Annotated in this window: 17 protein-coding genes; 8 read left to right on the top strand and 9 right to left on the bottom strand. The window is 39.6% G+C overall.

The window, feature by feature from the left end; all coding sequences use genetic code 11:
- The first annotated feature begins 256 nt into the window (after positions 1 to 256).
- From BI291_RS10745 to BI291_RS10735, 3 genes are all read left to right on the top strand, one after another.
- Complete coding sequence (locus BI291_RS10745) at positions 257 to 703, top strand: PA2169 family four-helix-bundle protein (RefSeq protein ID WP_074498760.1); 447 nt, start codon at positions 257 to 259, stop codon at positions 701 to 703.
- Positions 704 to 731: 28 nt separating this feature from the next.
- Entirely contained in the window at positions 732 to 902 is a 171-nt protein-coding gene (locus BI291_RS10740; protein WP_074498759.1) for a DUF1328 domain-containing protein, read from the top strand.
- 65 nt (positions 903 to 967) lie between these two features.
- The gene (locus BI291_RS10735) at positions 968 to 1,159 is read left to right on the top strand and encodes a hypothetical protein (RefSeq protein ID WP_074498758.1); all 192 of its coding nucleotides are present in this window, start codon (positions 968 to 970) and stop codon (positions 1,157 to 1,159) included.
- A gap of 156 nt (positions 1,160 to 1,315) precedes the next feature.
- On the opposite strand, the gene BI291_RS10730 is transcribed toward BI291_RS10735, so the two are convergent.
- From BI291_RS10730 to BI291_RS10710, 5 genes are read right to left on the bottom strand one after another with little or no spacing between them, the layout of a single operon-like run.
- Positions 1,316 to 2,587 carry a flavodoxin domain-containing protein gene (locus BI291_RS10730; RefSeq protein ID WP_074498757.1) on the bottom strand — a complete coding sequence of 424 codons (1,272 nt, stop codon included), beginning with the start codon at positions 2,585 to 2,587 and terminating at the stop codon, positions 1,316 to 1,318.
- A 3-nt stretch (positions 2,588 to 2,590) separates the two neighbouring features.
- A complete protein-coding gene (locus BI291_RS10725) occupies positions 2,591 to 3,424 on the bottom strand; it encodes a DUF4198 domain-containing protein (RefSeq protein WP_074498806.1) in 834 nt (277 codons plus the stop codon).
- A gap of 25 nt (positions 3,425 to 3,449) precedes the next feature.
- Positions 3,450 to 3,971: a DUF2271 domain-containing protein gene (locus tag BI291_RS10720; RefSeq protein WP_074498756.1), complete on the bottom strand. Its 522-nt coding sequence runs from the start codon at positions 3,969 to 3,971 to the stop codon at positions 3,450 to 3,452.
- A 24-nt stretch (positions 3,972 to 3,995) separates the two neighbouring features.
- Positions 3,996 to 4,601 carry a PepSY-associated TM helix domain-containing protein gene (locus BI291_RS10715; protein WP_074498755.1) on the bottom strand — a complete coding sequence of 202 codons (606 nt, stop codon included), beginning with the start codon at positions 4,599 to 4,601 and terminating at the stop codon, positions 3,996 to 3,998.
- A 49-nt stretch (positions 4,602 to 4,650) separates the two neighbouring features.
- On the bottom strand, positions 4,651 to 7,029 hold the full coding sequence (locus BI291_RS10710) for a TonB-dependent receptor (RefSeq protein ID WP_139302604.1): 2,379 nt from the start codon (positions 7,027 to 7,029) through the stop codon (positions 4,651 to 4,653).
- Between the two features lie 244 nt (positions 7,030 to 7,273).
- Between BI291_RS10710 and BI291_RS10705 the strand changes: the two genes are divergently transcribed.
- Entirely contained in the window at positions 7,274 to 8,236 is a 963-nt protein-coding gene (locus tag BI291_RS10705) for a transporter substrate-binding domain-containing protein (RefSeq protein WP_074498753.1), read from the top strand.
- A 72-nt stretch (positions 8,237 to 8,308) separates the two neighbouring features.
- Entirely contained in the window at positions 8,309 to 9,328 is a 1,020-nt protein-coding gene (locus BI291_RS10700) for a LacI family DNA-binding transcriptional regulator (RefSeq protein WP_254849563.1), read from the top strand.
- Between the two features lie 13 nt (positions 9,329 to 9,341).
- On the opposite strand, the gene BI291_RS10695 is transcribed toward BI291_RS10700, so the two are convergent.
- From BI291_RS10695 to pulA, 3 genes are all read right to left on the bottom strand, one after another.
- Positions 9,342 to 10,847 carry an MFS transporter gene (locus tag BI291_RS10695; protein ID WP_074498805.1) on the bottom strand — a complete coding sequence of 502 codons (1,506 nt, stop codon included), beginning with the start codon at positions 10,845 to 10,847 and terminating at the stop codon, positions 9,342 to 9,344.
- 47 nt (positions 10,848 to 10,894) lie between these two features.
- A complete protein-coding gene (locus BI291_RS10690; protein WP_074498751.1) occupies positions 10,895 to 12,946 on the bottom strand; it encodes a glycoside hydrolase family 97 protein in 2,052 nt (683 codons plus the stop codon).
- A gap of 127 nt (positions 12,947 to 13,073) precedes the next feature.
- Positions 13,074 to 15,830, bottom strand: a complete 2,757-nt coding sequence (gene pulA / locus BI291_RS10685; RefSeq protein ID WP_074498750.1) for a pullulanase-type alpha-1,6-glucosidase — start codon at positions 15,828 to 15,830, stop codon at positions 13,074 to 13,076.
- A gap of 438 nt (positions 15,831 to 16,268) precedes the next feature.
- Here pulA and BI291_RS10680 point away from each other — a divergent pair, with 438 nt between their 5' ends.
- Both BI291_RS10680 and BI291_RS10675 read left to right on the top strand, forming a co-directional pair.
- Positions 16,269 to 19,046: a TonB-dependent receptor gene (locus tag BI291_RS10680; protein ID WP_074498749.1), complete on the top strand. Its 2,778-nt coding sequence runs from the start codon at positions 16,269 to 16,271 to the stop codon at positions 19,044 to 19,046.
- A gap of 117 nt (positions 19,047 to 19,163) precedes the next feature.
- Positions 19,164 to 20,657 carry a tryptophan halogenase family protein gene (locus BI291_RS10675; protein ID WP_074498748.1) on the top strand — a complete coding sequence of 498 codons (1,494 nt, stop codon included), beginning with the start codon at positions 19,164 to 19,166 and terminating at the stop codon, positions 20,655 to 20,657.
- Between the two features lie 63 nt (positions 20,658 to 20,720).
- On the opposite strand, the gene BI291_RS10670 is transcribed toward BI291_RS10675, so the two are convergent.
- On the bottom strand, positions 20,721 to 22,487 hold the full coding sequence (locus BI291_RS10670) for an alpha-amylase family glycosyl hydrolase (protein ID WP_074498747.1): 1,767 nt from the start codon (positions 22,485 to 22,487) through the stop codon (positions 20,721 to 20,723).
- Positions 22,488 to 22,743: 256 nt separating this feature from the next.
- Between BI291_RS10670 and BI291_RS10665 the strand changes: the two genes are divergently transcribed.
- Positions 22,744 to 24,375, top strand: coding sequence for an alpha-glucosidase (locus tag BI291_RS10665; RefSeq protein ID WP_139302603.1), 1,632 nt, complete (start codon positions 22,744 to 22,746; stop codon positions 24,373 to 24,375).
- The last annotated feature ends 166 nt before the right edge of the window (positions 24,376 to 24,541 follow it).

Genomic DNA, 24,541 nt, shown 5'->3' with positions numbered 1-24,541 from the left:
CTTACCTAGACCTCCTGCACATCTTTCAAAAAAACCGTTATCGGTAGTCGTGCCTATTCGATATCAAATTCGATAAAACATTGTTTTTTGATAAACAGTAAAAGTTACAATAGCCATGTAAATATTGCTGGCATTATATAAATTAAATTGTTTAATCTTTTGTTTTTATTGTATTTTTGTTATTGGCATGCCTTGTGCATCTTTAATATTGAATTAAGTGAAATTACTTTTAAACAACCAAAGTTAAGGAGTATTTATGTCATTATCAAATTACGATATGAGCCCTGTTAAGGAATTAATTAAGGTACTTAATGGTGGTGTTGAATTTTATAAAGAAGCTAAAGAAGAGTTATCAGATAACACGTTAGCGACTATTTTTAATAAAATGATCACCGAAAAAACAAGAGCTATTTCAGAATTACAAACGTATGTACTGATCGATGAAGGTGAAATTGAAGATGATTCAGATTTAGTTGTTACCATGCGCGAAAAGTATACTAAACTTCTTACTGTTGTTCGTGCCGATAAAGAGCATACTTATCTTGATCAGTTAGAAGAAGTGGAAGATAGAGTGCTTGATAAGTTATCAGCTGCAATGGAAGCATCATTACCAGAGCCGTGTAATATCGCATTAAGTCAAATTCAAATACGTATGCAAGCCTGTCACGATGAAATGAAAGCCTTGCAACAAGCATCAGCGTAATACCGTGTAAACTTACAAGGAGATTACCATGTTAGGTTGGTCACTCACATTTCTTGTTTTGGCAATTATCGCCGCGTTGTTAGGTTTTGGTGGTATTGCAGGTGCGGCAGCAGGAATCGCTAAGATATTATTTTTTATCTTTCTTGCGCTTGTTGTGTTGTCGTTTATTGTACAAATAATTCGTAAACCAAAGGTTTAACTAATCGCCACCGTAAAGCGGTGGCGTAAATTGACTTTTAATTGTTATGGCAAAGGAGCTATTAAATGGAAAACATCTCTACTTATATTAAAATTACATTATTAACATTAGTGATGGCGCTAGCAGGTTGTTCAGATGGTCCAGCAGAAGATGCAGGTGAAACGGTAGATGAAGCAATGACCGATGCTGAAAATAAAGCAGAAGATCTTTGTGAAGAAGCGAAAGATAAATTAGATACTGAAGATAAAGACTGTTAATTTTTCGCTGAAAAGCTGACTCATCACTGATGGCAGCTTATTACTGAAGAAAAACAAAGATCAAATGGGTTATCAATAACAATATAACGTTATTGATAACCCATTTTTTATGCAGGTATGTTTAATGTTGCTATTAAAGTAAACACTTAATCACATCTAATATAAATCTCGGTGGTATCGCTCTGAGGCTATAAGCGTCTCAAGTTCTGACTGACCCAGAATAGTTACTAGCGCCTGATGAACTGCATTTCCCATGCCTGTTAAACTGCCACACACGTAGATGTCTCCTTGTGTTTCAATAAACGCTTTTACTGCTTGTGAGTGCTTTATTAAAATATCTTGCACATACTTTTCATTGCTACTTTGACGTGAAAATACGCGATCTACGCGACTTAGCACATTTTGCTCTTGCCAATGGGCGATGTCAGATGATAAATGATGATCATGTATGGGCTCTCGCTCGCCATAAATTAACCAAATTGGCCCTGCATTTTTTGTTAGTGATCGTTGCTTAATGTGGCCGAGCAATCCAGCTAAACCGCTACCAGCGCCAATAAGTAATAGTGGGGTGTTAGTTGCGGTTAATTGGCAACTTGGGTTAGCTCTTACTTTAACTGTTAGTAATGATCCTTCGCGACAGGTTTGGGTAAGAAAACGTGATGCTAAACCTTGGCTGCCGTCAGGGGCAATATGCAGACGTACCAATAATATTAATTGATCATTGTAAAGATCACTCGCTGCACTGGCTATTGAATAACTTCGAGGGGCACCATATTTACCTTTTTCTGGTGGTAATACTTCTAATATATCGCCTGGTTTCCAGGTTAAATTCTTTGCATCTAAATGCAAGTGATATAAGCCAGGGCTAACACTGTTAGGGTTTAAATGTGTTCGTTCTTTTAGCTTTGCTGTTGTAAAACCGAAAAGTTTATCTTCTGTTTGCTTTGTATTGGCATCAATGTATTTGATGTCTGATAAAGGTTGAGCTCCAATGTGAGTGAGCTGTTGATAAACGTGTTTACCGAACGCGCAAAAAGCAGGGTAACGGCTATCACCCAATGCAGTTACGGTAAACTTTAATGATTGGATAAGATCTTGATTAATCGTATTTAGCGATTTAATAAAACCTCGACCATTGTCTGGTGCTTCCCCGTCGCCGTATGTACTTAAATAAAAATGCATCTCTGTTGCTAAGCTGAAATGTTGTGGGGTTAGCTTGTTTAAGGGTAAAAGTAATGCATCGGAAAATGAAATAAGTTGAGATTGAGCCGTTGCTTTTGCTTGTCCTGTTTGACTGGCATAGACAAAAATAGGTTGGTGACTAGCCATCGTCGAACGAGGCTTATGACGTAACCAACTTATACCAACCCATAAGCACCAAGACAGGCTTAGTGCTAGTGATATGCCTATGCGCAGATCTTCACTCATGCGTTAAAGCGGTAATACTTCAAGAGTTGCTGAGTAGCTACCATTACGTTCAGTTGCCGGCGCTTGAGCTTTATCATCTTTATACGATGCTTCTAAAAAATACATACCAGCATGAGGCCAAGTTACGTTAAATTCACCTTTTTCGTTAGTTTTCACAAGAATTGTATCTTGTGAGTTTCTATAACGCATGGAACCACGAATTATTTCAATTTCTGTACCTACGGCAGGCTCTCCGTCAATCACAAACTTAAATGTCGCTGTTTCAGTTGCAAATAAGTCATTTGGATGAGTAACAGTTACAAGCTCTAACCCTTTGTTGCTTACTGCTAAAACTTCATCGCTCGGCTGGCCTAAAGTGACAAAGGTTTCTGATCTGTAAGAGCTGTATTCTACTTTCAGATCTTGTGCTTGTTTTGGCACTGCGGTTTCAAATGTTTCATCTTTAGTTGGACCACCTCTGCCTGGCCATCTTTTACGTTTACCTTCTGCATCTTTCCAAGAGGCGCGTAAACCAGAAGATGCTGATCCAACGCGGTAGGTACCATTTTGAGTTAGGTTTAAATCAAACGTATTGCGGTACTTTCCCTTGCCAACATTTTCAAAATCAACAGCTTTACCATCAGGGCCGGTCGCCGAAAGGTAACTCATGCGAAAGGCAACATGTTCAGGGATAAATAGCGTATTCGATACCGCAGCATCAAAAGTGACGTAGTTTTGCTCACCGGATAACACGGTTTTGCTAGGTTTTATCCACGCTCTATGGGCATGAGCGGGTATAGAAATGGTAATCATGGTTAGCGTGACTACGACTAACTTTATTAATTTGGTTGATAACATGTGCTTTTCTCCTGGCAACATTGGTTTATTCTTTAATGGTTAATGTGATGTGGTCTAATTCGCGCTTACCAGCGACAGAAATAGGTAAGTCTTTTGATTTTATAGGCAGTGTAATAGGGATCTGAAGTAGTTCTCGACCACCCACCTCTCTTGAGGCTTCCACTCTTATTTTGTATTCGCCAGAGCGTTGATTTTTGAGTAAAGAGGCCAGTTCAAGGGTGATTATATGACTGCCTGGCCCTTTAGTTGCACCAGTAATACCATCGATAGGCATTTCAAGTTTACGCCCGCCTCTGCGCCACCATTGACGTAAATCGGCCAGCCATTCTTCACCTTTGCCATTTTCCATTTCAATATCGTACCAAACGGCGATTTGTGTAGTATTACGTTTTTGATCTTCTAACCAAACAGCGACATAAGGTTTGTGATATTCAGCCACTTGTAATCGAGGGATAGCGATCTCTAGTTGTAACGGTGACTGAGCATATGCACTGGCAGTGATGACTAAACTGGCAATTGCCAGTAATTTACATATGATTTTAAACACGGTTTTCTCCTTGGGTAATCATGGTTAATGAACAAAAAGTAATAACAAAATAGCGGGAATAATTGCCCCTAAAACAGTGACAGGCCAAGTCATCCAACGGTGGTTTTTTTGTCGGTAAAGTAGCAGCAAACCGGTTAAGCAAAAAACGACGCATGCAACAGAAAAGACATCTATAAACCAACCCCAGGCGGTGCCTGTGTCACGACCTTTATGTAAGTCATTAAAGTAGGCGATTAGGCCTCGTTCTGTACTTTCATAACTGAGCTCATTACTATAAAAATCAACCGCTAACCAAGTATCTTCACCCGGACCTGCATGAACGATATACAGTTCATCGTCTGACCACTCTGCAACAGCGTTTTTTGAAAGTTGCAAGGAATGGGTTTGTGCTAACCAAAACGATAATGCTTTAGGTGGCGTTTCTGTCGGGTTTTCATTGGCTGTCGTTTTTAAAGCTTCAAGTAAATTTTTAGGTAGTGTTGCTTCTAATGTAGTTATTTGCGGCGTAACGGTAATATCAGTTGCATGATTTAGCGTGATACCTGTGATGGCAAACCCCAACATGCCAATTAGACATAACGCAGAACTAACCCAATGCCACTGCCTAATGGATCCAAAACTTACTTGCATTTTTACTCCGAAAATAAGGCGGCATCGTTAATATGCCGCCTGTTGATATCTAAAAGCTTACAGTAACACTTGCCCAAAAGTTGCGAGCTTTGTCTTTTACGTTGTAATCATCTTCGAATACCACTTCACTGACAACCCCCCGGCCTGATAAATATTCAAACGTTCCATCACCGTTTAAGTCATCATAACTTGTTGAATAAGAAGTAAAGTCTCTATCTAGTAGGTTGTTTACACGTAAATTCACCATCACATTATCATTTAGCGTCCAACGGGCGCCTAAGTTTAGCAGTGAGTAGTTTTTGTAATATAGTTCGCGTTCGTGAACTGAGTCGAAACCACGGTAACGATCAGAACGATATTCACTTTGCAAATAAACATTTAAATCTTCTGTGGCATCCCAGCCAATGTTGATATTACCCATATGCTCGGCTGTATTGGTTAAAGGTAATCCTTCTTCCGGGCCACTTTGCTGTTCACTGTCTGTCCAGGTGTAGTTTGCATACACTGACCAGTCGTTTGTTAGCTGGTAACGACCCGCCACTTCAATACCTTGTAATGTAACTTTATCGATATTAATTTTTTGGCTGTAGGTGGTATAACCTAACTGATCGTACTGGCCTAAATTCACACATGGGCGAACCCCACCTGTTTTTTCACAGCTTTGAATGGTGTCACCGCGAGCAATTTTATCTTCAAATTCAGTATCGAAATAGGTGATATTGAAATTATGTTCATCTTTACTCCAATATAACGCAATTTCACTGTTTACACTGGTTTCAGGCTCTAGCTCTGGATTACCCGCGAAAGGACTTGTACCTTGGCCACCAAAACCCGTAATACCATCGTATAAGTCAGTTGTTTTAGGCGTTTTATAACCAGTGCTTACGCCACCTTTAATAGTCCAATCATCATTGATGTTATAAACGGCATAGGCGCGTGGTGATGTTTGATTACCAAAGACATCGTGATCATCAACACGAACACCTGCGGTTAAGGTAAAGCTATCTGTGATCATCCAGTTGTCTTCAGCAAACAATGAATACATTTTCTGTTCTTGAATAGCGCCAGCATTGCCTGACTCTAAGCCAAATACGCCATCTTGCAGTTCGCCGTCAATTGCTTGCAAACCTAAGACAAAATTATGATCGCCGGCTGCGTTATCAATGGGTATGTCAAAGCGTAAATCAAAGGTGTATTGACTACTATCTAACGGTCGCTCTGGGCGTGGTAAGAAGGTATCTTCTGCAAGGTCACGACGTTGGTCTTCTGACATATTTTCATAATCGCCTGCACCATCATACATTTTTTGCAACAATTGACGCTCAGCGACACTTAACGGCAGCGTGCGGCCATTGTTTTGCGTGTCAACATAGCCAAGTGAAGCAGATACTGCCCCGAAGCTAAATTCACCAGTATAGGCTAATGACCACCATTGACGATCAAACTGCTGTTCAGCGGCGTAACCTGCTCGTGGGTTTACTTTACCACCTCTGTCTTGCCATAAAGCTTCTATGCTATCTTTTGTGCCTAAAGGATAGATTATACTGCCAGTATCAATGTTATAGTCAGGGGTATTGTCATATTCTTGGTGTGAATTATCATAATCAAACGATAACTCATGGCCCTCGGCAGGAGTATAATTGATACTAAAACCGTAATGTTCACTGTTGTTGTCAACAGTACGACCACCGCTACCAAAACCTAATGATCTGACATGCACGTCACCGTTTGGATCAACTGCGGGAGCAAACTGAGGTGATGATGCTTGCTGATCATAAGCACTTGCACGAAACCCTACACTGAGTACATTTTTAATGATCGGCCCAGCAACCGAAACATCACTGGTAATATCATCACCAAAGTCATTGTTGCTCTGAAAGCTACGACCAAAAGTAATGGCCCCGTTCCAGTTTTCTGTATGTTTTTTGGTGATCACATTGATCACACCACCCAGTGCATCTGCACCATAAAGGGTTGACGCAGGACCACGAATAATTTCTACGCGTTCAATAGTTTCTAAAGGTGGTATATGGTTAAAAGCGTTACCACCAAAGTTATTAGGGTAGATATCGCCATGGTTGTTTTGGCGTTTGCCATCAATTAGCAGTAAGGTGTACTCACCCGTAAGACCACGCATACTAACACTGCCTTGACCTGTTTTGTCACGTGTTGTGCCAATATCAATACCTTCCTGATACTTCACAACATCCAATAAAGACGTAAATGATCGTGATTTAATGTCTTCGGCGGTAACAATAGAAATACTTGCAGGTGCTTGTGTTAGCTTTTGTTCAAAACCCGTTGCAGTGACAACAAGCTTTTCAATATTTTCAAGATCAGGAGAAACATTTGCTTCTGCTGAAGCAATACTGATGACTGTCGCTTGTAAAGCAAAGGCGACTGCGGAAAGTCTTACTTGAGTGTTCATAATATCCCTGTAAAAGTTGTGTATTCATATCTGTGTATTTTTTATGAGGCGAGATTATACAGCCCCTTACAAAAAAGACAATACAAATGATATTAATTCTTATTTGTATTTATTTCTGTGGGGTAAATATGTGTTAATTGGCTCTTTTGAAGGTTTGTTTTTGTTAACAGTAAATCTAACTATAAAGCCTATTTTTTGTGCTATAGTGAGTTAACTTTGGTGTCGGTAAGGAGGCGGGCCTTTAATGAAAAACGTTTGTGTTAACGTAGCTATCTTAAGTATGTTACGGTTAACGGCTGCTTTATTTAAAATATCAAAAGTTGAAAAAGCGCTATTATTATCATGGTGTCGTTATCTCATGCTCTTTGCATTTATGCATCCTTCACTAAGTTCAGCCAATGAAACAATTATTATTCGATACAACGCTCCCGTTGAGGAAAATGATCCCCAAAAAGATTACTTTGTTTTATTGCTTAAGGAAATTTGTCAAACGTATCAACAAAAAGGTACTGACTGTACGTTAGTGCCAGTTTCTTTACCTATGGTACTGCAACGGCAATTAAAAAGTTTAGATAAAGAGCTTATTGATGTTGTTTGGACGGTAACCAATCAAGATCGCGAAGAGAACTTTTTACCTATTCGCATTCCACTGATGAATGGCCTCATTGGCTATAGAATTGCTGTTGTTAATAATAAACATGCCCCTATTTTTCAAAAAAAATATGATTTAGCGCAATTAAAACAATTGAGATTAGCGCAAGGGCGGGGTTGGCCTGATGCAACTATTTTGCAACGTAATGGGTTTAATGTTGTGGAAACTGCTTGGTATGAAACGTTATATAAAGACACTGCATTAGGATTATTCGACTTTACGCTTCGTGGTGTGTTAGAAGTCTATTCAGAGTTTGAGAAATTTAATCAGAAAAATATATATATTGACCAACATCTATTATTTAAATACCCGTCATCAATGTATTTTTTCGTAAAAAAAGCTAACACTAAGTTAGCACAACAAATACAACAGGGTTTAGAAGCTTTAATTGAAAATGGTCGTTTTTCAGAATTATTAATGCATTTTAAAAATCACCAAGAAGCGTTGTCCCGGGCTAAACTAGATCAGCGTACTACGATTGAATTAACGAATAGTAGTTATCCTCAACAAACAATAAAGCAGTCAAACGCTAAACTTGTGGGTAAGCTTGATTAATTTCATATAATATATGTACTTAGCTCGTTAGTGGCGGTACTATTTAACGATAACAAATTTATGGGGCCATTAATGTCTAAAGCAACGTCTTTTGATATTGCCTATCGTGCGGGTGTATCACAATCTACAGTTTCTCGCGCGCTACGCAATAGCCCTTTAGTCAACGAAGAAACGCGGCAAAAAGTACAAGCCATTGCGCGAGAGTTAAATTACAAAGTTGATAAGCATGCCAGCAGTTTACGAACGCAACAAAGTAATACTATTGCGTTATTATTATTTGAAGATCCCACTAATGATGATTCATTAATAAATCCGTTCTTTTTATCCATGCTAGGCAGTATTACACGTGCGTGCGCACAAAAGGGATACGATTTATTAGTGTCATTTCAGCAGCTAAGTGATGATTGGCATGCTGACTATGAAGACAGTAAAAAAGCGGATGGCCTAATTTTATTAGGTTATGGTGACTTCATGGATTACGAAGAAAAGTTAATACAATTAAGTGAGCAAAATACCCACTTCGTACGATGGGGTGCAAAAGTAGATAATGAACGAGTACTGTCTGTTGGCTGTGATAATTTTCACGGTGGTTATCAGGTGACAGAACATGTGATTAAACAAGGTAAAAAAGCATTTGCTTTTTTAGGTGATGCTTCTACTCATTCCCCTGAGTTTTTGAATCGTTATCATGGTTATTGTCAAGCGTTAACAGATAACAAATTAACCGTTGAAAGTAAGCGTCAAATTGATGCCATTTCTGTTGAAGATTCAGGATATGAAGCTGCATGTCAGTTGATTAACAGTGGCATTGACTTTGACGCTATTTTTGGTGCTAGTGATTTGATCGCTATTGGCGCCATGCGTGCATTACAAGAGCATGGTTATACAATACCTGATCAAGTCGCTGTAGTGGGGTTTGATGATATCGCCATCGCAAGTTTTACCATTCCATCTTTAACCACTGCTAAACAAGACACTAAACTTGCAGGTGAGTTATTAGTTGATAATTTAATTGCGTTAATAAATGGCGAGTCGCCAGATGATGTTTTAATGCCTACCACACTTATCGTCCGTAAATCGTGTGGTAGTTAATATCAATGACAAGTTAACTATGCTGGTGACTTTCTTTTACACGTAAAGTTAATAAACCAGCCAAAATCATACTTGAACCGCCAATAACTAATGAGTAAATAGGCTGGTTATCAAAAACCTTGGTGATTAACACACCTAAAATACTCGCGGCTAAAATTTGTGGTAACACAATAAAGAAATTGAAAATCCCCATGTACAACCCCATTTTTTTTGCGGGTAAGGCATTAGCAAGTAGGGCGTAAGGAATGGATAAAATAGATGCCCAAGCAAAGCCAACACCAATCATGGATATTATGAGGTATGTTGGATTATCGATAACAATAAATGAAACAAAACCTACTCCACCAAGTAATAAATTAATCATATGTGCTATACGTAGATTAAACAGCTTAACAATTAATGGAATACAAATGGCTGCAAAAACAGCAGTTAAGTTATACGTTGAAAATAACACGCCTACCCAGTCTGCTCCTTCATTATAGGCCACAGATGTAACATCAGACGTATTATAGTGAAACGCTGTTATTGCTGCTGTGGTGTAGGTCCACATGGCAAAAAAAGGAAACCAAGAGAAAAATTGCACTACCGCTAATTGTTTCATGGTATCAGGCATTGCGAATAAATCTGCCATAATTTGGGCAAAACCATTGTCAACTTTATGTTGTTTATGCATATAGTTAGCAACGAGTAAACATAAACCAAATACAACAAAGCCTCCGGTTAAAATATAGAGACTTTTATCTAAGCGCGATATGTTGCTATAAACTAACACACTACTGACGATGCCGATTATTAGCGTGATCATGCCATAAATACCATAAGGTGGTGTTACTCGTGGCATTGGATGAACAGTTTCTGTGTCTTCTGCTTGTTCAAACGCGGCTAATTGTTCAGGTGAATATTCTTTAGTGGTAAAAATTGTCCATAACACTGCAAGTAAAAAAACTGCACCACCAGCGTAAAAAGCAAATTTCACTGAGTCAGGTAACTGTCCTGGCGCTGCGGTATTACTGATATCAAGCCAGTTAGTCATGATCCACGGTAATGATGATGCAACCACAGAAGCAACACCAATAAAAAAGCTTTGCATTGCATAGCCTGTTGCTCGCTGTTTTCTCGGTAACATATCACCGACAAAAGCGCGAAAAGGTTCCATGGAAATATTAATAGAAGCATCCATGATCCATAGCATACCAGCCGCCATCCATAAGGTAGGAGAGTTTGGCATGATAAACAGTGACAAACTCGCGGCAATAGCTCCTATCAAAAAGTATGGACGACGGCGACCGAATTTACCCCAGGTATTATCACTCATATAGCCAATAATCGGCTGTACAATTAACCCAGTAATGGGGGCGGCGACCCATAAAATCGCCATGTTACCGTAATCTGCGCCTAAGGTTTGAAAAATGCGACTAACATTGGCATTTTGTAAAGCAAAACCAAATTGAATACCCATAAAGCCAAAGCACATGTTCCAAATTTGCCAAAAATTTAGTGTTGGCTTTTGCTGCGTTATGGATGAAGTTGAAATTGTCATTATTATTACCTAGTTGCTGCGACTGCTTAATCTAGTGCTTTAAAGCGAATGGCGGTACCACCGCTTGTAGCGAGTGCTAGCGTTAAACTATCATTCGCTGAAACCGACTTGTTTTCAATGATTATTTCATATGGGTTATCAACCCAATTTGCATTATCGCCATCTCGATAAATTTGCGCTTGGTAACGCTTGCCTTGCTCAAGAAAGTTTAACGGTAAATCAATGGTGCGTGCATTCTCGTTGGTTAACGCCCCTACATACCAATCTTTACCATGACGTTCTTGACGTGCTATTACCACATATTCACCTATTTCGCCGTCTATCGCTTTACTTTCTTGCCAATCAGTTGGTACATCTTTAATGAACTGAAATGCCGGTAAATTTGCTTCATAATGACGCGGTAAATCAGACGCCATTTGAATCGGACTAAAAATAACGACGTACAGTGCTAATTGTTTTGCCAATGTGGTTTGTGGGCGATCAGTGTTCGCGCCTAACCCTTTAAATGCCATGTTAAAGGTTCCAGGAGTAAAGTCCATTGGTCCTGCTAACATGCGAGTAAAAGGTAAGATAGCAGCATGTGATGGTGGGTTTGGTGGTGATCCCCACGCGTTATACTCTTGACCGCGAGCACCTTCTCTGCTGATCCAGTTCGGATAGGTTCTGCGTAAGCCAGTATCTTTAATCGGCTCGTGTGTATTAATGCTGATTTGATATTTGGCGGCTAATTTAATGTTGTCTAAATATTCATTGACCATAAATTGGCCATCATGCCATTCAAAACGCGCAATACCGTGTTCATCTATACGTTTAATTTTGCCACCATCAGCGACATAACCTGTTTTAACTTGGCGAACACCGTGTTGTTGGTACAGCTCAAAAGCGTCAGCCATTTGATGACGATAATTGGTTACATTGCCAGATGTTTCATGATGACCCACTAAACGTACACCTTTTGCCAAGCCATGCTCTGTTACTGCTTTGATATCAAAGTCGTCATATGATTGAGTAAAATTAAATACATCACCGTTGTCGTACCAATCACCATCCCAGCCAATGTTCCAACCTTCCACTAGCACGCCATCGAAGCCATGTTTTGCGGCAAAGTCCATGTAACGTTTGGTTTCTTCTGTGGTAGCCCCGTGTTGCTCACCACTACCCCAAGTGGTTTCACCAACATGCATCCCCCACCAGATGCCCACATACTTTCCAGGTTCTATCCAAGACGTGTCCGTTAATTTACTGGGCTCATTAAGGTTTAAAATTAGATCAGAGTTGAGTAACCCCGCTGCATTTTTGCTCATTTGAATCGTACGCCAAGGGCTGGTGAAATTAGCTGTTTTTCTTACTAATATTCCGTCATACCAAGGTGTTAAATCCGCTTTTAGTTTATTATGACGGCCTTTTTGAATCGTCATACCTGCATAATCGACTAATGCAGCCTCATGAATACTGATGTGTTCGCCACTTGCTAATTTCATTGTCAGCGGAGTATGTACATGATCTATTTCGGATAATGGAGTAGTTTCGTATATATATTCATAGCGATTCCAACCACGTGCAGGGATCCACCAAGCAGTGGCTTTCTCAGCATGCGGTATATTAAATTCTGTTAATTCATCAGTGATAGCAATATCACCATCTAGCCCTGGCTGTTTCGGAACTTCATAGCGAAAGCCTATACCGTCATTAAATACGCGAAAGCGCACGCTAAATTGGTTAGACGTTTTTCTGTTGGTAGTGAAGTTCACGATTAATTCATGATGATTATCACGTACATTTTTGCGTTCGCCCCAGGGTAATTGCCATGTGCTGTCAGCCGTTTTTTGTTTACTTGAAGCAATTGTAAAGCCCTCAGCTAGGTCAGCTGACTGCTGAAACCTTAAACCAAGCAGCGATGTATCAATCACTTGGTTGCCGTTAAAACTTACCCGGTAGCTTGGTGTATTTTCGTCACTTATTGAGACTGTTATTTTGTTGTTTGGCGAGCTTACCTTAACTGTTTTTGCTAATAAATTTGGTGCGTATAAGTAGGCGCTTGCAAAAAGGGTTGTTAGAACCAGCAGATTTTTCTTCATTATTTTTCCTGAGGGTTTATTAATGGTTAACAGCATAAAATTACTGGTGGCAAATTACAGCTAGTTGCATACGTATTCAGCATAATTTCATCGCTCTGAACTGACTTAATCTTTATGCGAATTGGTATTATTGCTTGATAAAAACGGCGGTGGTTAGCGCCGGTACAGAAAAACTGTTGGTACCTATTTGACTTTCTTTGACCACGTTATCAGCTCCTTGTTGTTGTATTGGATGAAGTTGGTAGTCGTTTGCGTTAGCAAAGTTGAGCGTTTTGCGATTACCTGAGTTATTAAATATAACAAGGGTGCTCGGATAGCTTTTGTTACCATTGATACTCATTGCAAGCATACCAAGCTGTTGTTTGCTGCCAGTATTATGGAACCGAACATTGGCAATAATTTGTTTGGCGGTGGTTAAACGAAAAAGTGGGTTAGACATTCTTATGTTGACCAAATCAAGGAAAACCTTGGTGCTAAATGCAATATCCTTTGCAGAGGCTACATCTTTGCCAGCATTCTTATGGCGTAATGTTAAAATGGTTGGCCAGTTTTGTTGGTCCTTTTCTGCTGGCGGTAAGCCGATCTCGTAGTTATTTGAGCGTTTGGTAAAATCTACATAGTTAAACCAGTCGCCATAATCATAGGAATCTCGCAAGAAACCTTTTGAGCGTAACATTTCACTGCCCATATGAATGAAAGGAATGCCTTGGGAAAATAACGGATACGCAAGCGATAAAAGCTGCATTCGCACACGCTGCTCAGTGGTCAAATCATAAGCAATACGGTATTGGTTGTTGTCCCATAACGTTTGATTGTCGTGCTTTGATACGTAGTTAATGGTGTCGGCAGGATCAAGTGCATAGCCTGTTGGTTGATCGCCATATGGAATTTCACTTCCTTTTCGAATGGTATCTTCTGCAGTAAATAATGGGTAGTTAGCTAAGTTGCCCGTTAAACCAATTCGGAGTTGATCGGCTAACGCGAGATAACGTTGGCGATCGTCGCCTGATTGCAGTTCATTAGGAAATGTTGCCAAACCATTAGCAATACCTTGGCTTTTGCGAATTTCTTGTCCTTGCGCATTAAATGCACCGCCTCTTACAGCGTCTCTTAACCTGTCGGTAAAGGTACCAATTTCAGTTCCACCAAGTGCTAGTTGACTGGCTTGCTCAAATCGCTGGTGATTGGCAACTTCACCAAAGTTCCATCCTTCACCATAAAAGTAGGTGTCAGCATCAACGGCTTTTACTGCTCCACGGGCGTTAAGCATTGATGATTTGGGTTGGTGGCCCATTAGGTCAAAACGAAAACCGTCAATTTTGTAATCTCTTGCCCAAACTACTAATGAATCAATCATTAATTTTTCCATCATCGTATGTTCTGTTGCAGTGTTATCACAACAAGTAGACTGGGCAATTTTTCCCGTAATAGGATCTAATCGTTGATAATAATTAGGAACAATTTTATCGAGAACAGCAGTTGGCGCTAAGGCAGCTTGGTGGGTATGGTTATAAACAACATCCATGATCACGCGAAACCCTAAATTGTGTAATGTTTGTACCATCGTTCGAAACTCAACAATGCGGCTTACTCCATCAGGGTTTATTGCGTAACTGCCTTCCGGCACTGTGTAATGAAATGGGTCATACCCCCAGTTATAATTATCATGGTGTTGTAGTGCTGAAATAACGGCTTGTTGTTGTTTGCTCGTACTAGGCAACGTTGCTAGATATTCATTTAATTTCTGCGATTTATCGGTATTTAATGCACAAATTTCTTCAAGTTGGCTTTTTCGGCAAATATCATTTAGTGAGTTGTTGATATCTATTACGGTTTCGCTATTTTCATCTACCGTGCCTATATCGAATGCGGGCAGTAAATGAATACTGTTTATTCCTGCGGTTCTAAGTGCTTTTAAATGTAACATTCCGGCGCTATTTTTTTCGGTAAAAGCGAGGTATTTACCTCGATTATTCTTATTTTTTAGTGTTGTATCGTGTGAACTAAAATCACGAATATGGGTTTCATAAAAAATATTATCTTCAGGGTTTTTAACAGGGTTATCTCGCTGCGTAAGCCAGCCTCTTGGCTGGGTGGAAGGGTGATTTAAATCAACTATTTGTGAGTGCTCACTATTCGTTGATAAACTCAGAGAATAAGGGTCAGTTGTGATTACTTCTTCTATTTTTTTCGTGCTTGGATGATATAAGGTGATTTGGTAGCGATAGAACTGTTCATGTAACAAATGAGATGTGGTCGCTGACCAAATGCCTGTACTTTTATCTTCACGCATCTTGAGTTTGTAAGGTGATGTAGGTCGTTTAGCCTTATCAAAAAGTTGAACATTTATTGCCAACGCTGTAGGTGCCCATAACTTAAATTGCACGCCGTTATTCGTGAGTCGTGCACCTAATTCATTATCTTCATTCGCATCTTTTTGCCCTGAAGTATAAAGCGCATCGATCACGTTTGCGGTTTGAACATATGTACCTACGAGGTCGCCATGCTGTTGTTTATACACAATAAGAGGTTGTTTTAATAACTGTTTTATTTGTTTGGTTTGTGCTTTGACTGTGAAACACTGAAATGCTTGTAAGTGTGGGTACTTATGCGCTAATGACTGACTTATTTGGCACTTAGCTAATGGAAATGTTTGTTCTATTTTTTCAGCATTGAACGTAGCAAGGGTCATTTCATCGGATGAAAATTGTGTCGCAACTACTATGGTGTCAGGTGTTAACCAGTGGGCTCCCGCCAACTTTATATTATTCGATGTTTTTTTTGGAACAACTGCCGTCGTGCTGCTGTGTGAAAAATGTTGAAGTTGTGCATTTACTTGTTCTGTTATGCATAGCCATAGCATGATGGTTAAAAAAAAGCGCATCTTAAATCCTGTTAATTTATAAGCAGTATAGTCGGTGAATTTTGCTTAATTTACGTTGCGAGGCTATGAATAAGAAGTAGCTAGGTATTATTGCATACGTATTCAATCATTTGGTTGTGTTAGCATTTTGTAAATTTTTGTTTAAAAACCATCCGCTATCTGTGGTGAAAAATGCTATATTTTATCAGGGCTGTAACCAAATGTTTCAACACTAAAAAAGTCTTTATTGTCTTCATTTTGAATACGTATGCAGATAAATGCATAAATTGAATACGTATGCATAATGTATTTTTCAGAAGCCGACCTCTCTATATTTAGGTCATCCACGTGACAGTGGGTATCGACTTACACATGAAATATACATTTAGTTATTACAACAGCTATTGGATACGCTGAAAATTAAAATAAAGTACAGGGAAGGTAGGGGAGAGAATACAGATGGTTAAGTTTACACCGAGCAAGTTAACATTGGCGTTGTTGTCGACGGGTTTGATGGCAGTTAGCGCTTCATCGTTTGCTTACGCACAGCAAACCGACGAAGAAAAAGAACAAGCAAAAAAAGCAGATCAAGAAGTTGAAGTCATCGAAGTAAAAGGACTTCGTGGCAGCTTAATTAAATCAATTAACACAAAACGTTTTTCTTCAAACGTTGTTGATGCCATTAGTGCCGAAGATATCGGTAAACTACCTGATTCATCAATTGCTGACTCCCTATCACGTATTTCAGGGTTAGCGGCACAACGTTTGGAAGGGCGTGCGAGTGTTATTAGCATTCGCGGCTTTGGTGAAAATGAGTCGACTACAACACTTAATGGACGTGAACAAGTGTCTATTGGTGATGGACGTGGTGTTGAATTTGACCTTTATCCATCTGAAATCATGAGCGGCGTTAGTGTTTACAAAACGCCGAATGCGTCAATGACTGGTGAGGGCATCGCAGGTGTCATTGATATGCAAACGATCAGTCCGCTATCAAAAGCAGAACAAGTGATTGTGATCAATGGCCAATATGAGAAAAATGGCCATGACGCAGTGGTAGATGGTTATGATAATAATGGTCACCGCTTAAACTTCTCATATATTGATCAATTTGCTAATGACACACTGGGTGTCGCCTTAGCTTTTAACACGATGGAATCTCCTGGCCAAGAAAAGCAATTTGGTCGTCATGGTGACCCATTCTTGTATGACCTGACGGATGAAGAAGGCAATAGCTACACAGGCATTAAAGGCGCGAATATCAAAGGTCGTTCTTCAGTATTAGAGCGTGATTCTGTTATGGCTGTTGTAGAGTACGCCCCAACAGAAGACTTAACCATCACCGTTGATTCTTTATACGTTGATTTTAGTGATAAACGCTACGTAGGCGCGATAGAATTCGGTTTTAATAACTGTGATGATGAAGGTAAGTTCCCTGATTGTGAATATACCATTAATAGTGTTGAAGACGGCTTTGTTACGGGGGCTACTTACCGTAATTTTCCTTTTTATGTAAAGAACAATCAAGAACACCGCACAGCTGATTTATTAAACTTAGGTGTAAACATCGAATACCGTGTTAATGATGACTTAACGGTAACGTTTGATGCCAGCTCTTCTGAAGTAGAACGTGATTTATATCAGCATGCTACGTTTGGTGGTGCATCATCTTTTGCGGGTAATGAAGTAACGTATCAATTAAATAAAGACGGTTCGGGCGGTACTTTTGATAGTTCACTTGACTATGGTGACCCCAATACGGTTGGCTTAGGCGATATTATGGGGTGGGATCTTGCTGGTGAACGTTCTAACCCGAAAGTAGAAGATGAAATTAAATCATTTAAACTTGCAGCTAAACACATGCTAGAAAGCGACGTGTTTGACTCGATTGAATTTGGTTTAGCCTATCGTGAACGCGATAAACAAAAAACGATTAGCTATTCAAAAACTGATGTTTTACCGTCTGCGATGATCCCTGGTACTAATGTAGCTGCTATTTCACCTGAATACTTACTGGGTACGGTTGATTTAACGCACGCCAATTTGGGTCATACGCTTATCTTTGACCAAGAAGCCTTGCTTTCAAGTGGCGCGGTTTATAGCGAAACAGATGTGACTTACTCTTGGGGTAAAATTAATGATGCTTTCCAAGTGAGTGAAGAAGTATCAGCAGCATTTGTGCAAGGTAATATATCAACTGAAATAGCCGGTAAGTCGATACGTGGTAATGTTGGCTTACGCTACATCAAAACAGAGCAAAGCTCAATTGGTGACACGTTTGGCTGGAGTGGTATAGATACTAAACTTGATTTCTCGCACTCTTATTCAAATTTCTTACCAAGCGTTAATATTATTGTTGATGTATCAGATGATGAAATTCTGCGTTTTGGTTTTGCGAAAACGATTGCTCGTCCTACGATGGATGACATGAAAGGTGGTATTTTAGTTGAACCAACAAGTTGGAGTGGTAATCCTGACGACACCGATATTAATGGCAATTATTGGAAAGCTTCAGGGGGAAACTATCAATTAGAAGCCCGTGAAGCAAATGGTTTTGATGTAAGCTATGAGAATTATTTCTCAGATGAAGGTTACTTCTCGGTAGCGTTATTTTATAAGAAAATTAAAAACTGGAATTTTGATAGCGTTTATGAAACTGAACTTCCGTTAGATGACGCATCGTTATCAACACACCCTGTTGCGGGTAATATTGATGGTTTTAGTGATAAAACAGCGACGGTTAACGCAAAAGAAAATGGTGGTGAAGGTGACTTACGCGGTGTTGAACTTTCAGTGTCATTTCCTTTTAAAATGATTGATGAGAGCTTAGAAGGCTTTGGTATTTTTGCTAGCCATACAATGGTGAAGCAAGATATGAAAGACTTTAACGGTGATGATTATACCTTACCTGGCTTGTCTGAGCGTGTTTCAACCATTACCGCGTATTATGAAAAAGACGGCATTCAAGTGCGTACCTCGATGCGTAAACGTTCTGATTTTACCGCGTCAATCTATTCAACTATTGGCTTAACGACTGAACAACGTTTCGGTCTAGGCGAAACGTTAGTTGATGCGCAAATTGGCTATGACGTTACTGATAACCTTTACCTTTATGTGCAAGGTCAGAACCTAACGAATGAGGCGTTCCAAACTAAATTTGACGATGCTGATTACGCTACTGATCAATACTTTGATTATGGTCGTAGCTATCAAGCAGGGTTTACCTATAAATTTTAATAGTAATACGTTTTAAGGTTAGTTGAATAAGTGCCCTGGTAATGTCATGTTATTGGGGCATTCTACTTTTTCTCCTATTGAAATTTACCCTGCGGTGCTTAGGTCGAGAGAATTATCATGAAAAATAAAGTGAATAAGGTTGTTATTTTAGGTGGCGGCACGGCAGGGTGGATGTCGGCAGCGCTGTTAGTGAAAACCTTCGGCAATAAACTGGATATTACGTTAATAGAGTCAGACCAAATAGGCACTATTGGCGTTGGTGAGGCGACGATACCGCCGATTATGCACTTTAATGAAGAGTTAGGTATAAACCCTAAAGCGTTTATCAAAGCAACTAAAGCGACAATAAAGCTCGGCATTGAATTTGAAAACTGGGGAACAGTTGGTAATCGTTATATGCATGCTTTTGGTGATATTGGTAAAAGCTTTCCGCTTTGCGATTTTAATCACTTTTTTACAAAAGCACACTACGCGGGGCTTAACTATGATTTTTGGGACTTTTCATTAAATTACCAAGTCGCTAAACGTAATGCCTTTGCGTTACTCGATAAAATACCAGGCTTGAATCTTAACGGACTCGCCCATGCTTATCATTTTGATGCTGGGCTTTATGCAAAATTTCTAGCTCAATATTGCCAAGCCAAAGGCGTGAAGCGAATCGAAGGAAAAGTTTCACAGGTTGAACAATGTGAAAAAACAGGCAATATTCTGTCATTAACCCTAGAAAATAGCACTCAAGTGGCTGGTGATTTGTTTATTGATTGTTCGGGTATGAAAGGGCTGTTGATCGAACAACGTTTGAATACAGGCTTTGAAGACTGGTCTCATTGGTTACCTGCTGATAGCGCTATAGCAGTACCGAGTGAAAGTGTTTCTCCGATTAAACCATTTACACAATCCATTGCCCATGAAGCCGGATGGCAGTGGCGTATCCCTTTGCAGCATAGAACAGGTAATGGCTTTGTGTATAGTTCAAAGTATTTAACAGATGAACAGGCCCAGCAATGCTTGCTTGCAAATTTAGACGGTAAAGCGCTAGCAGAACCGAAAGTGATTAAATTTAAAACCGGACGTCGTTTAAAACAATGGCATAAAAATGTGGTGGCTATTGGTTTGTCGAGTGGTTTTTTAGAGCCGTTAGAGTCAACTAGTATACATATGATCCAAAGTGCTATTGTGCGTTTAGTGAAGTTATTTCCTCATCAAGGTATTGATGAGGTGATGATAGAAGAATTCAACCGTCAATCTACACTTGAATACGAGCGTATTCGTGATTTTATTATTTTACATTACAAGCTTAATCAACGTGACGATAGCCAGTTTTGGCGCGACTGCCAGCGAGCAGAAGTGCCCCAGTCTTTAAAACATAAAATGGCGTTATTTAAGTCTTCAGGTTTAGTGTTTCGAGAAAATGACGAGCTTTTTACAAAAATTGCCTGGCAGCAGGTATTTTTAGGTCAAGGGTTAATTCCTGATGACTATCATCGTAGTGCAGATCAACTAAACACTGATGAATTAAATGAAATGCTTTACAGCATTAAACAAATAATGACTAAAACGGCTGAAAAGGTACCACCGCATCATCAATTTATTGATGCATGTATTCGCTGATATAAGGGATTAATAATAAAAAAAAACCAGTGCATTGCACTGGTTTTTTACGTTCAGTTCGCGTTATTTAACTGCGCGATAAAGCGCAAATGACAAACCTGGCAGAGAAATACGTGACTGTTCACCCACTGTTTCTATTAATGCTTGTTCAGATGGATGAATGAGTTGATATTGTTTATCAAGGGTTAATAGTGCTGATTGCTCAGCAATTGCTGTGTTAAAAGCGATGAGGTAATCATCTCGTTTATCTTGTTTACGCAGTACTAATAAGCCTGCCTTATCTTGAGTCAATATAACCTTTTGCTCGCCGACACGTAATGTTTTATGTTGGTGGTAAAGGGCCGCTAATTTTGAAAAGTAAGTAAATAATGGGTGACTGATATCAAAGTTATCCTGTGCGGTACTTGCTGTTGTTTGCAGCAGTTTCTGGGCATTATGGGTAGCTACTTTAGATGGCATCATGTCTTGTCGCGCGTTGTGGTTATCACCTGTACCAATAAAGCCCTGTTCGTCACCGTAATAAATAACAGGCACTCCCCTTAAGAAAAAAGTCATAGCGCTGGCTAGCTTGAGTCGTCGGCTAATTTCTTGGTGACTAAACTTTTCTTGTTTCGCAAGCAAATAGGCAAAGCGACCCATGTCGTGATTTCCGGTAAAGTTCAATAATTGATTGGCATTTTTATATAAACCGTCTTGTGCAAAAAGCGTACTAAACAATGCAGTAGGCTTTTGTTCTATTAACGTTTGATACAACACTGACTGTAGGCCAAAGTCGAGTACAGACGGTAAAGTACCCTCTGTTGTAAATTTACTTAGCTCAATGGGGTTGCCACTATATACTTCACCAAACATAAAGAAGTTTTCTATGCCTTGAGTTTCGGCATGATCAGCAAGTGCAGGAATAAATTGTTGCCAAAACTCAATATTGACGTGTTTGACGGTATCTATGCGAAAGCCATCAGGTTTAAACTCGCTGATGATGTGTTTGTAAATATCGATCATACCCTCAACGACCGCTTGCGATTCCGTATTTAAATCATCAAGGCCGAAAAAGTCACCATTTAATGAGTTTTCACCACTAAAAGTAGAGTCACCTTGGTTATGATAATGTTTAGGATTATTTAACCACGCTGGTGTTTTAAGTTGCTCATTACCTTTTTGAATGACTGTTCGATACCCCTTGCCTTGTGCTACCTCAGCAAGAGAAATGTAAGGGCAGGCTTCACCGCTTTCAGACCATCCTGAACCGTCTTGTCCATGGCATTCCTTGTATTTGATCACATCGGCAGTGTGATTGGTGATAATGTCAAAAAATATCTTAATATTGCGTTTATGTGCTGCATCAATTAAAGCTTTAAGGTCATCATTACTGCCTAGGTGGGGATCAATTTCGGTAAAATCTAATACCCAATAACCATGATAGCCAGCGATATCTCCTTGCACTGCTTGATTACGTAAAATAGGCGTTAACCAGATACTAGTAATGCCAAGCTGTTCTAAATAAGGAAGTTTATTCGTTAAACCCGTTAAATCACCACCGTGAAAATACTTTTCATTGCTAGGGTCAAAACCGCCAAAAGAAATCGGTATTTCATTCGCGCCTTTGTCATTCATGGTATCACCGTTACTGAAACGATCAGGTAACACGAAGTAAAAGACTTCATCTTCAATCGGTCTTTGTTGATAAGGCATCAAATCGCTCGCAATCACTGGTGTTATGGAAGATTGCAATTGTTGGACACTGGTTTTTTCTTGTTTGCACCCGAACAAAAAAGTTGCACACCAGCTCAGTGTAAATAGGGTCAATAATGTTTTTAAGTGTAATGCCATAGGTGCCTTGTTTATTATTGTTACGTTAGCAAAAGTACTTTGTATTGATAGTACAAAGATCTCAGCGACAAGTATAAAGGTTACATACGTATGCATAACAATTCAGGCATGGATTAACCATGCATACGTATGCAGTAGCATTGCACTAAATCAAGGGGCTACTTATGCTTACAGGGTCTCGATTAATCGTGACTGGCCACTGCACTTAATACTGTAAGCCACATGAATATTATAAAATAACGTAGATTGGACTTGTATGGAAATTCAACCTTGGTGGCGTGGCGCCGTAATATATCAAATTTATCCTCGCAGTTTTATGGATGCCAACAATGATGGTATCGGTGATCTTGCTGGGGTTGTTGAAAAATTCCCCTATATTAAAAGCTTGGGCGTAGATGCGGTTTGGATTTCGCCGTTTTTCAAATCACCGATGAAAGATTTCGGTTACGATATTAGTAGCTATCGAGAAATTGATCCGATGTTCGGTAATATGGATGATTTTGATCGCTTAATGAACAAAGCGAAAGAGTACGACATTAAAGTCGTGATAGACCAAGTATTGAGTCATACTTCTGATCAACACGCTTGGTTTATTGAAAGCCGTCAAAATAAATCGAATGCAAAGGCAGATTGGTATGTGTGGGCTGATGCTAAAGAAGATGGTACGCCACCCAATAACTGGTTATCTATCTTTGGTGGATGTGCTTGGCAATGGGAGCCTAGACGTCAACAGTACTACTTACATAATTTTCTTACCTCGCAACCTGATTTAAACTTTCATCACCCTGATGTGCAAAAAGCTGTACTTGAAAATGTTGAATTTTGGCTAAAACGCGGCGTAGATGGCTTTCGTTTAGATGCGATAAATTTTTGCTTTCATGATAAACAGTTACGTGATAATCCGGCAAAAGCGCCTGAAGATAGAAAAGGCCGAGGGTTTAGTGAAGATAATCCGTATGCCTTTCAATATCATTACTACAATAATACCCAACCAGAAAATATTGCGTTTATGGAAGATATACGTCACTTAATGGATAAATACCCAAATGTAGTGACGTTAGGTGAAATATCTTCCGAAGATTCGTTGCAAACTATGGCTGACTATACCCAAGGAAATAAACGATTACACATGGCGTATAGTTTTGAATTATTAACACCTGATGGTAGCCCTCGCTATATTCGACAAACCGTTGAAGCACTAGAAGATAAGTTAGTTGACGGTTGGCCTTGTTGGGCCATTGGTAATCACGATGTGATGCGCGTTGCTTCCCGATGGGGGACTGATGAAAACCGCGAAGCACAAAGTAAAATGTTTAATGCGTTACTTGCTTCGCTACGAGGCAGTGTTTGTAGTTACCAAGGTGAAGAACTTGGTTTAACGGAAGCCGACATTGCTTATGAAGATTTACAAGATCCTTACGGCATTACTTTTTGGCCTACCTTTAAAGGTAGGGATGGTTGTCGAACACCAATACCTTGGTCAGTTGATGCAACCAATGCGGGCTTTTCACAAAGTGATCACTTGTGGTTACCGGTAAGCGACGCGCATCAAGAAAATGCTGTGTCAGTGCAGCAAAACCAACCCTCGTCGGTATTGAATGCTTATCAAACCTTTTTACGCTGGCGTAAAAGTCAATCACCTCTGCTATATGGTGATATCAACTTTATAGAAAGTAGTGACGATAAGTTAGTGTTTACACGTGGATATGAGGGGAAAACGATACATGTTATTGCTAACTTTTCTGCCAAGACAATTACGTGTGATTTACCTTCTTCAGCTTGTCACCTAACGGAAGGTCATGGCTTTTTAGCCGCTGATATTTCAACGAATGAGCAGCATACAACTGTTACGGTAGCGCCTTATCAAATAGCCTATCTCGCTCAATAGTTTTATATTTCGTTAATAAATAACCATCGTACTTAATTGTTCGGTGGTTTTTTGTGTTTATCATCAGGCCTTAATGACACCAGAACGTGGGGTATTAGCGGCCGATTTTTAATACTTTGTTGCCTACAAACGCGAGAACCTCTTGAACTTTGTGGTATAGTTTTTG

The sequence above is a fragment of the Thalassotalea sp. PP2-459 genome (assembly GCF_001913705.1).
Taxonomy (GTDB): domain Bacteria; phylum Pseudomonadota; class Gammaproteobacteria; order Enterobacterales; family Alteromonadaceae; genus Thalassotalea_C; species Thalassotalea_C hakodatensis.
This window is presented reverse-complemented; position numbering and strand designations above follow the sequence as displayed.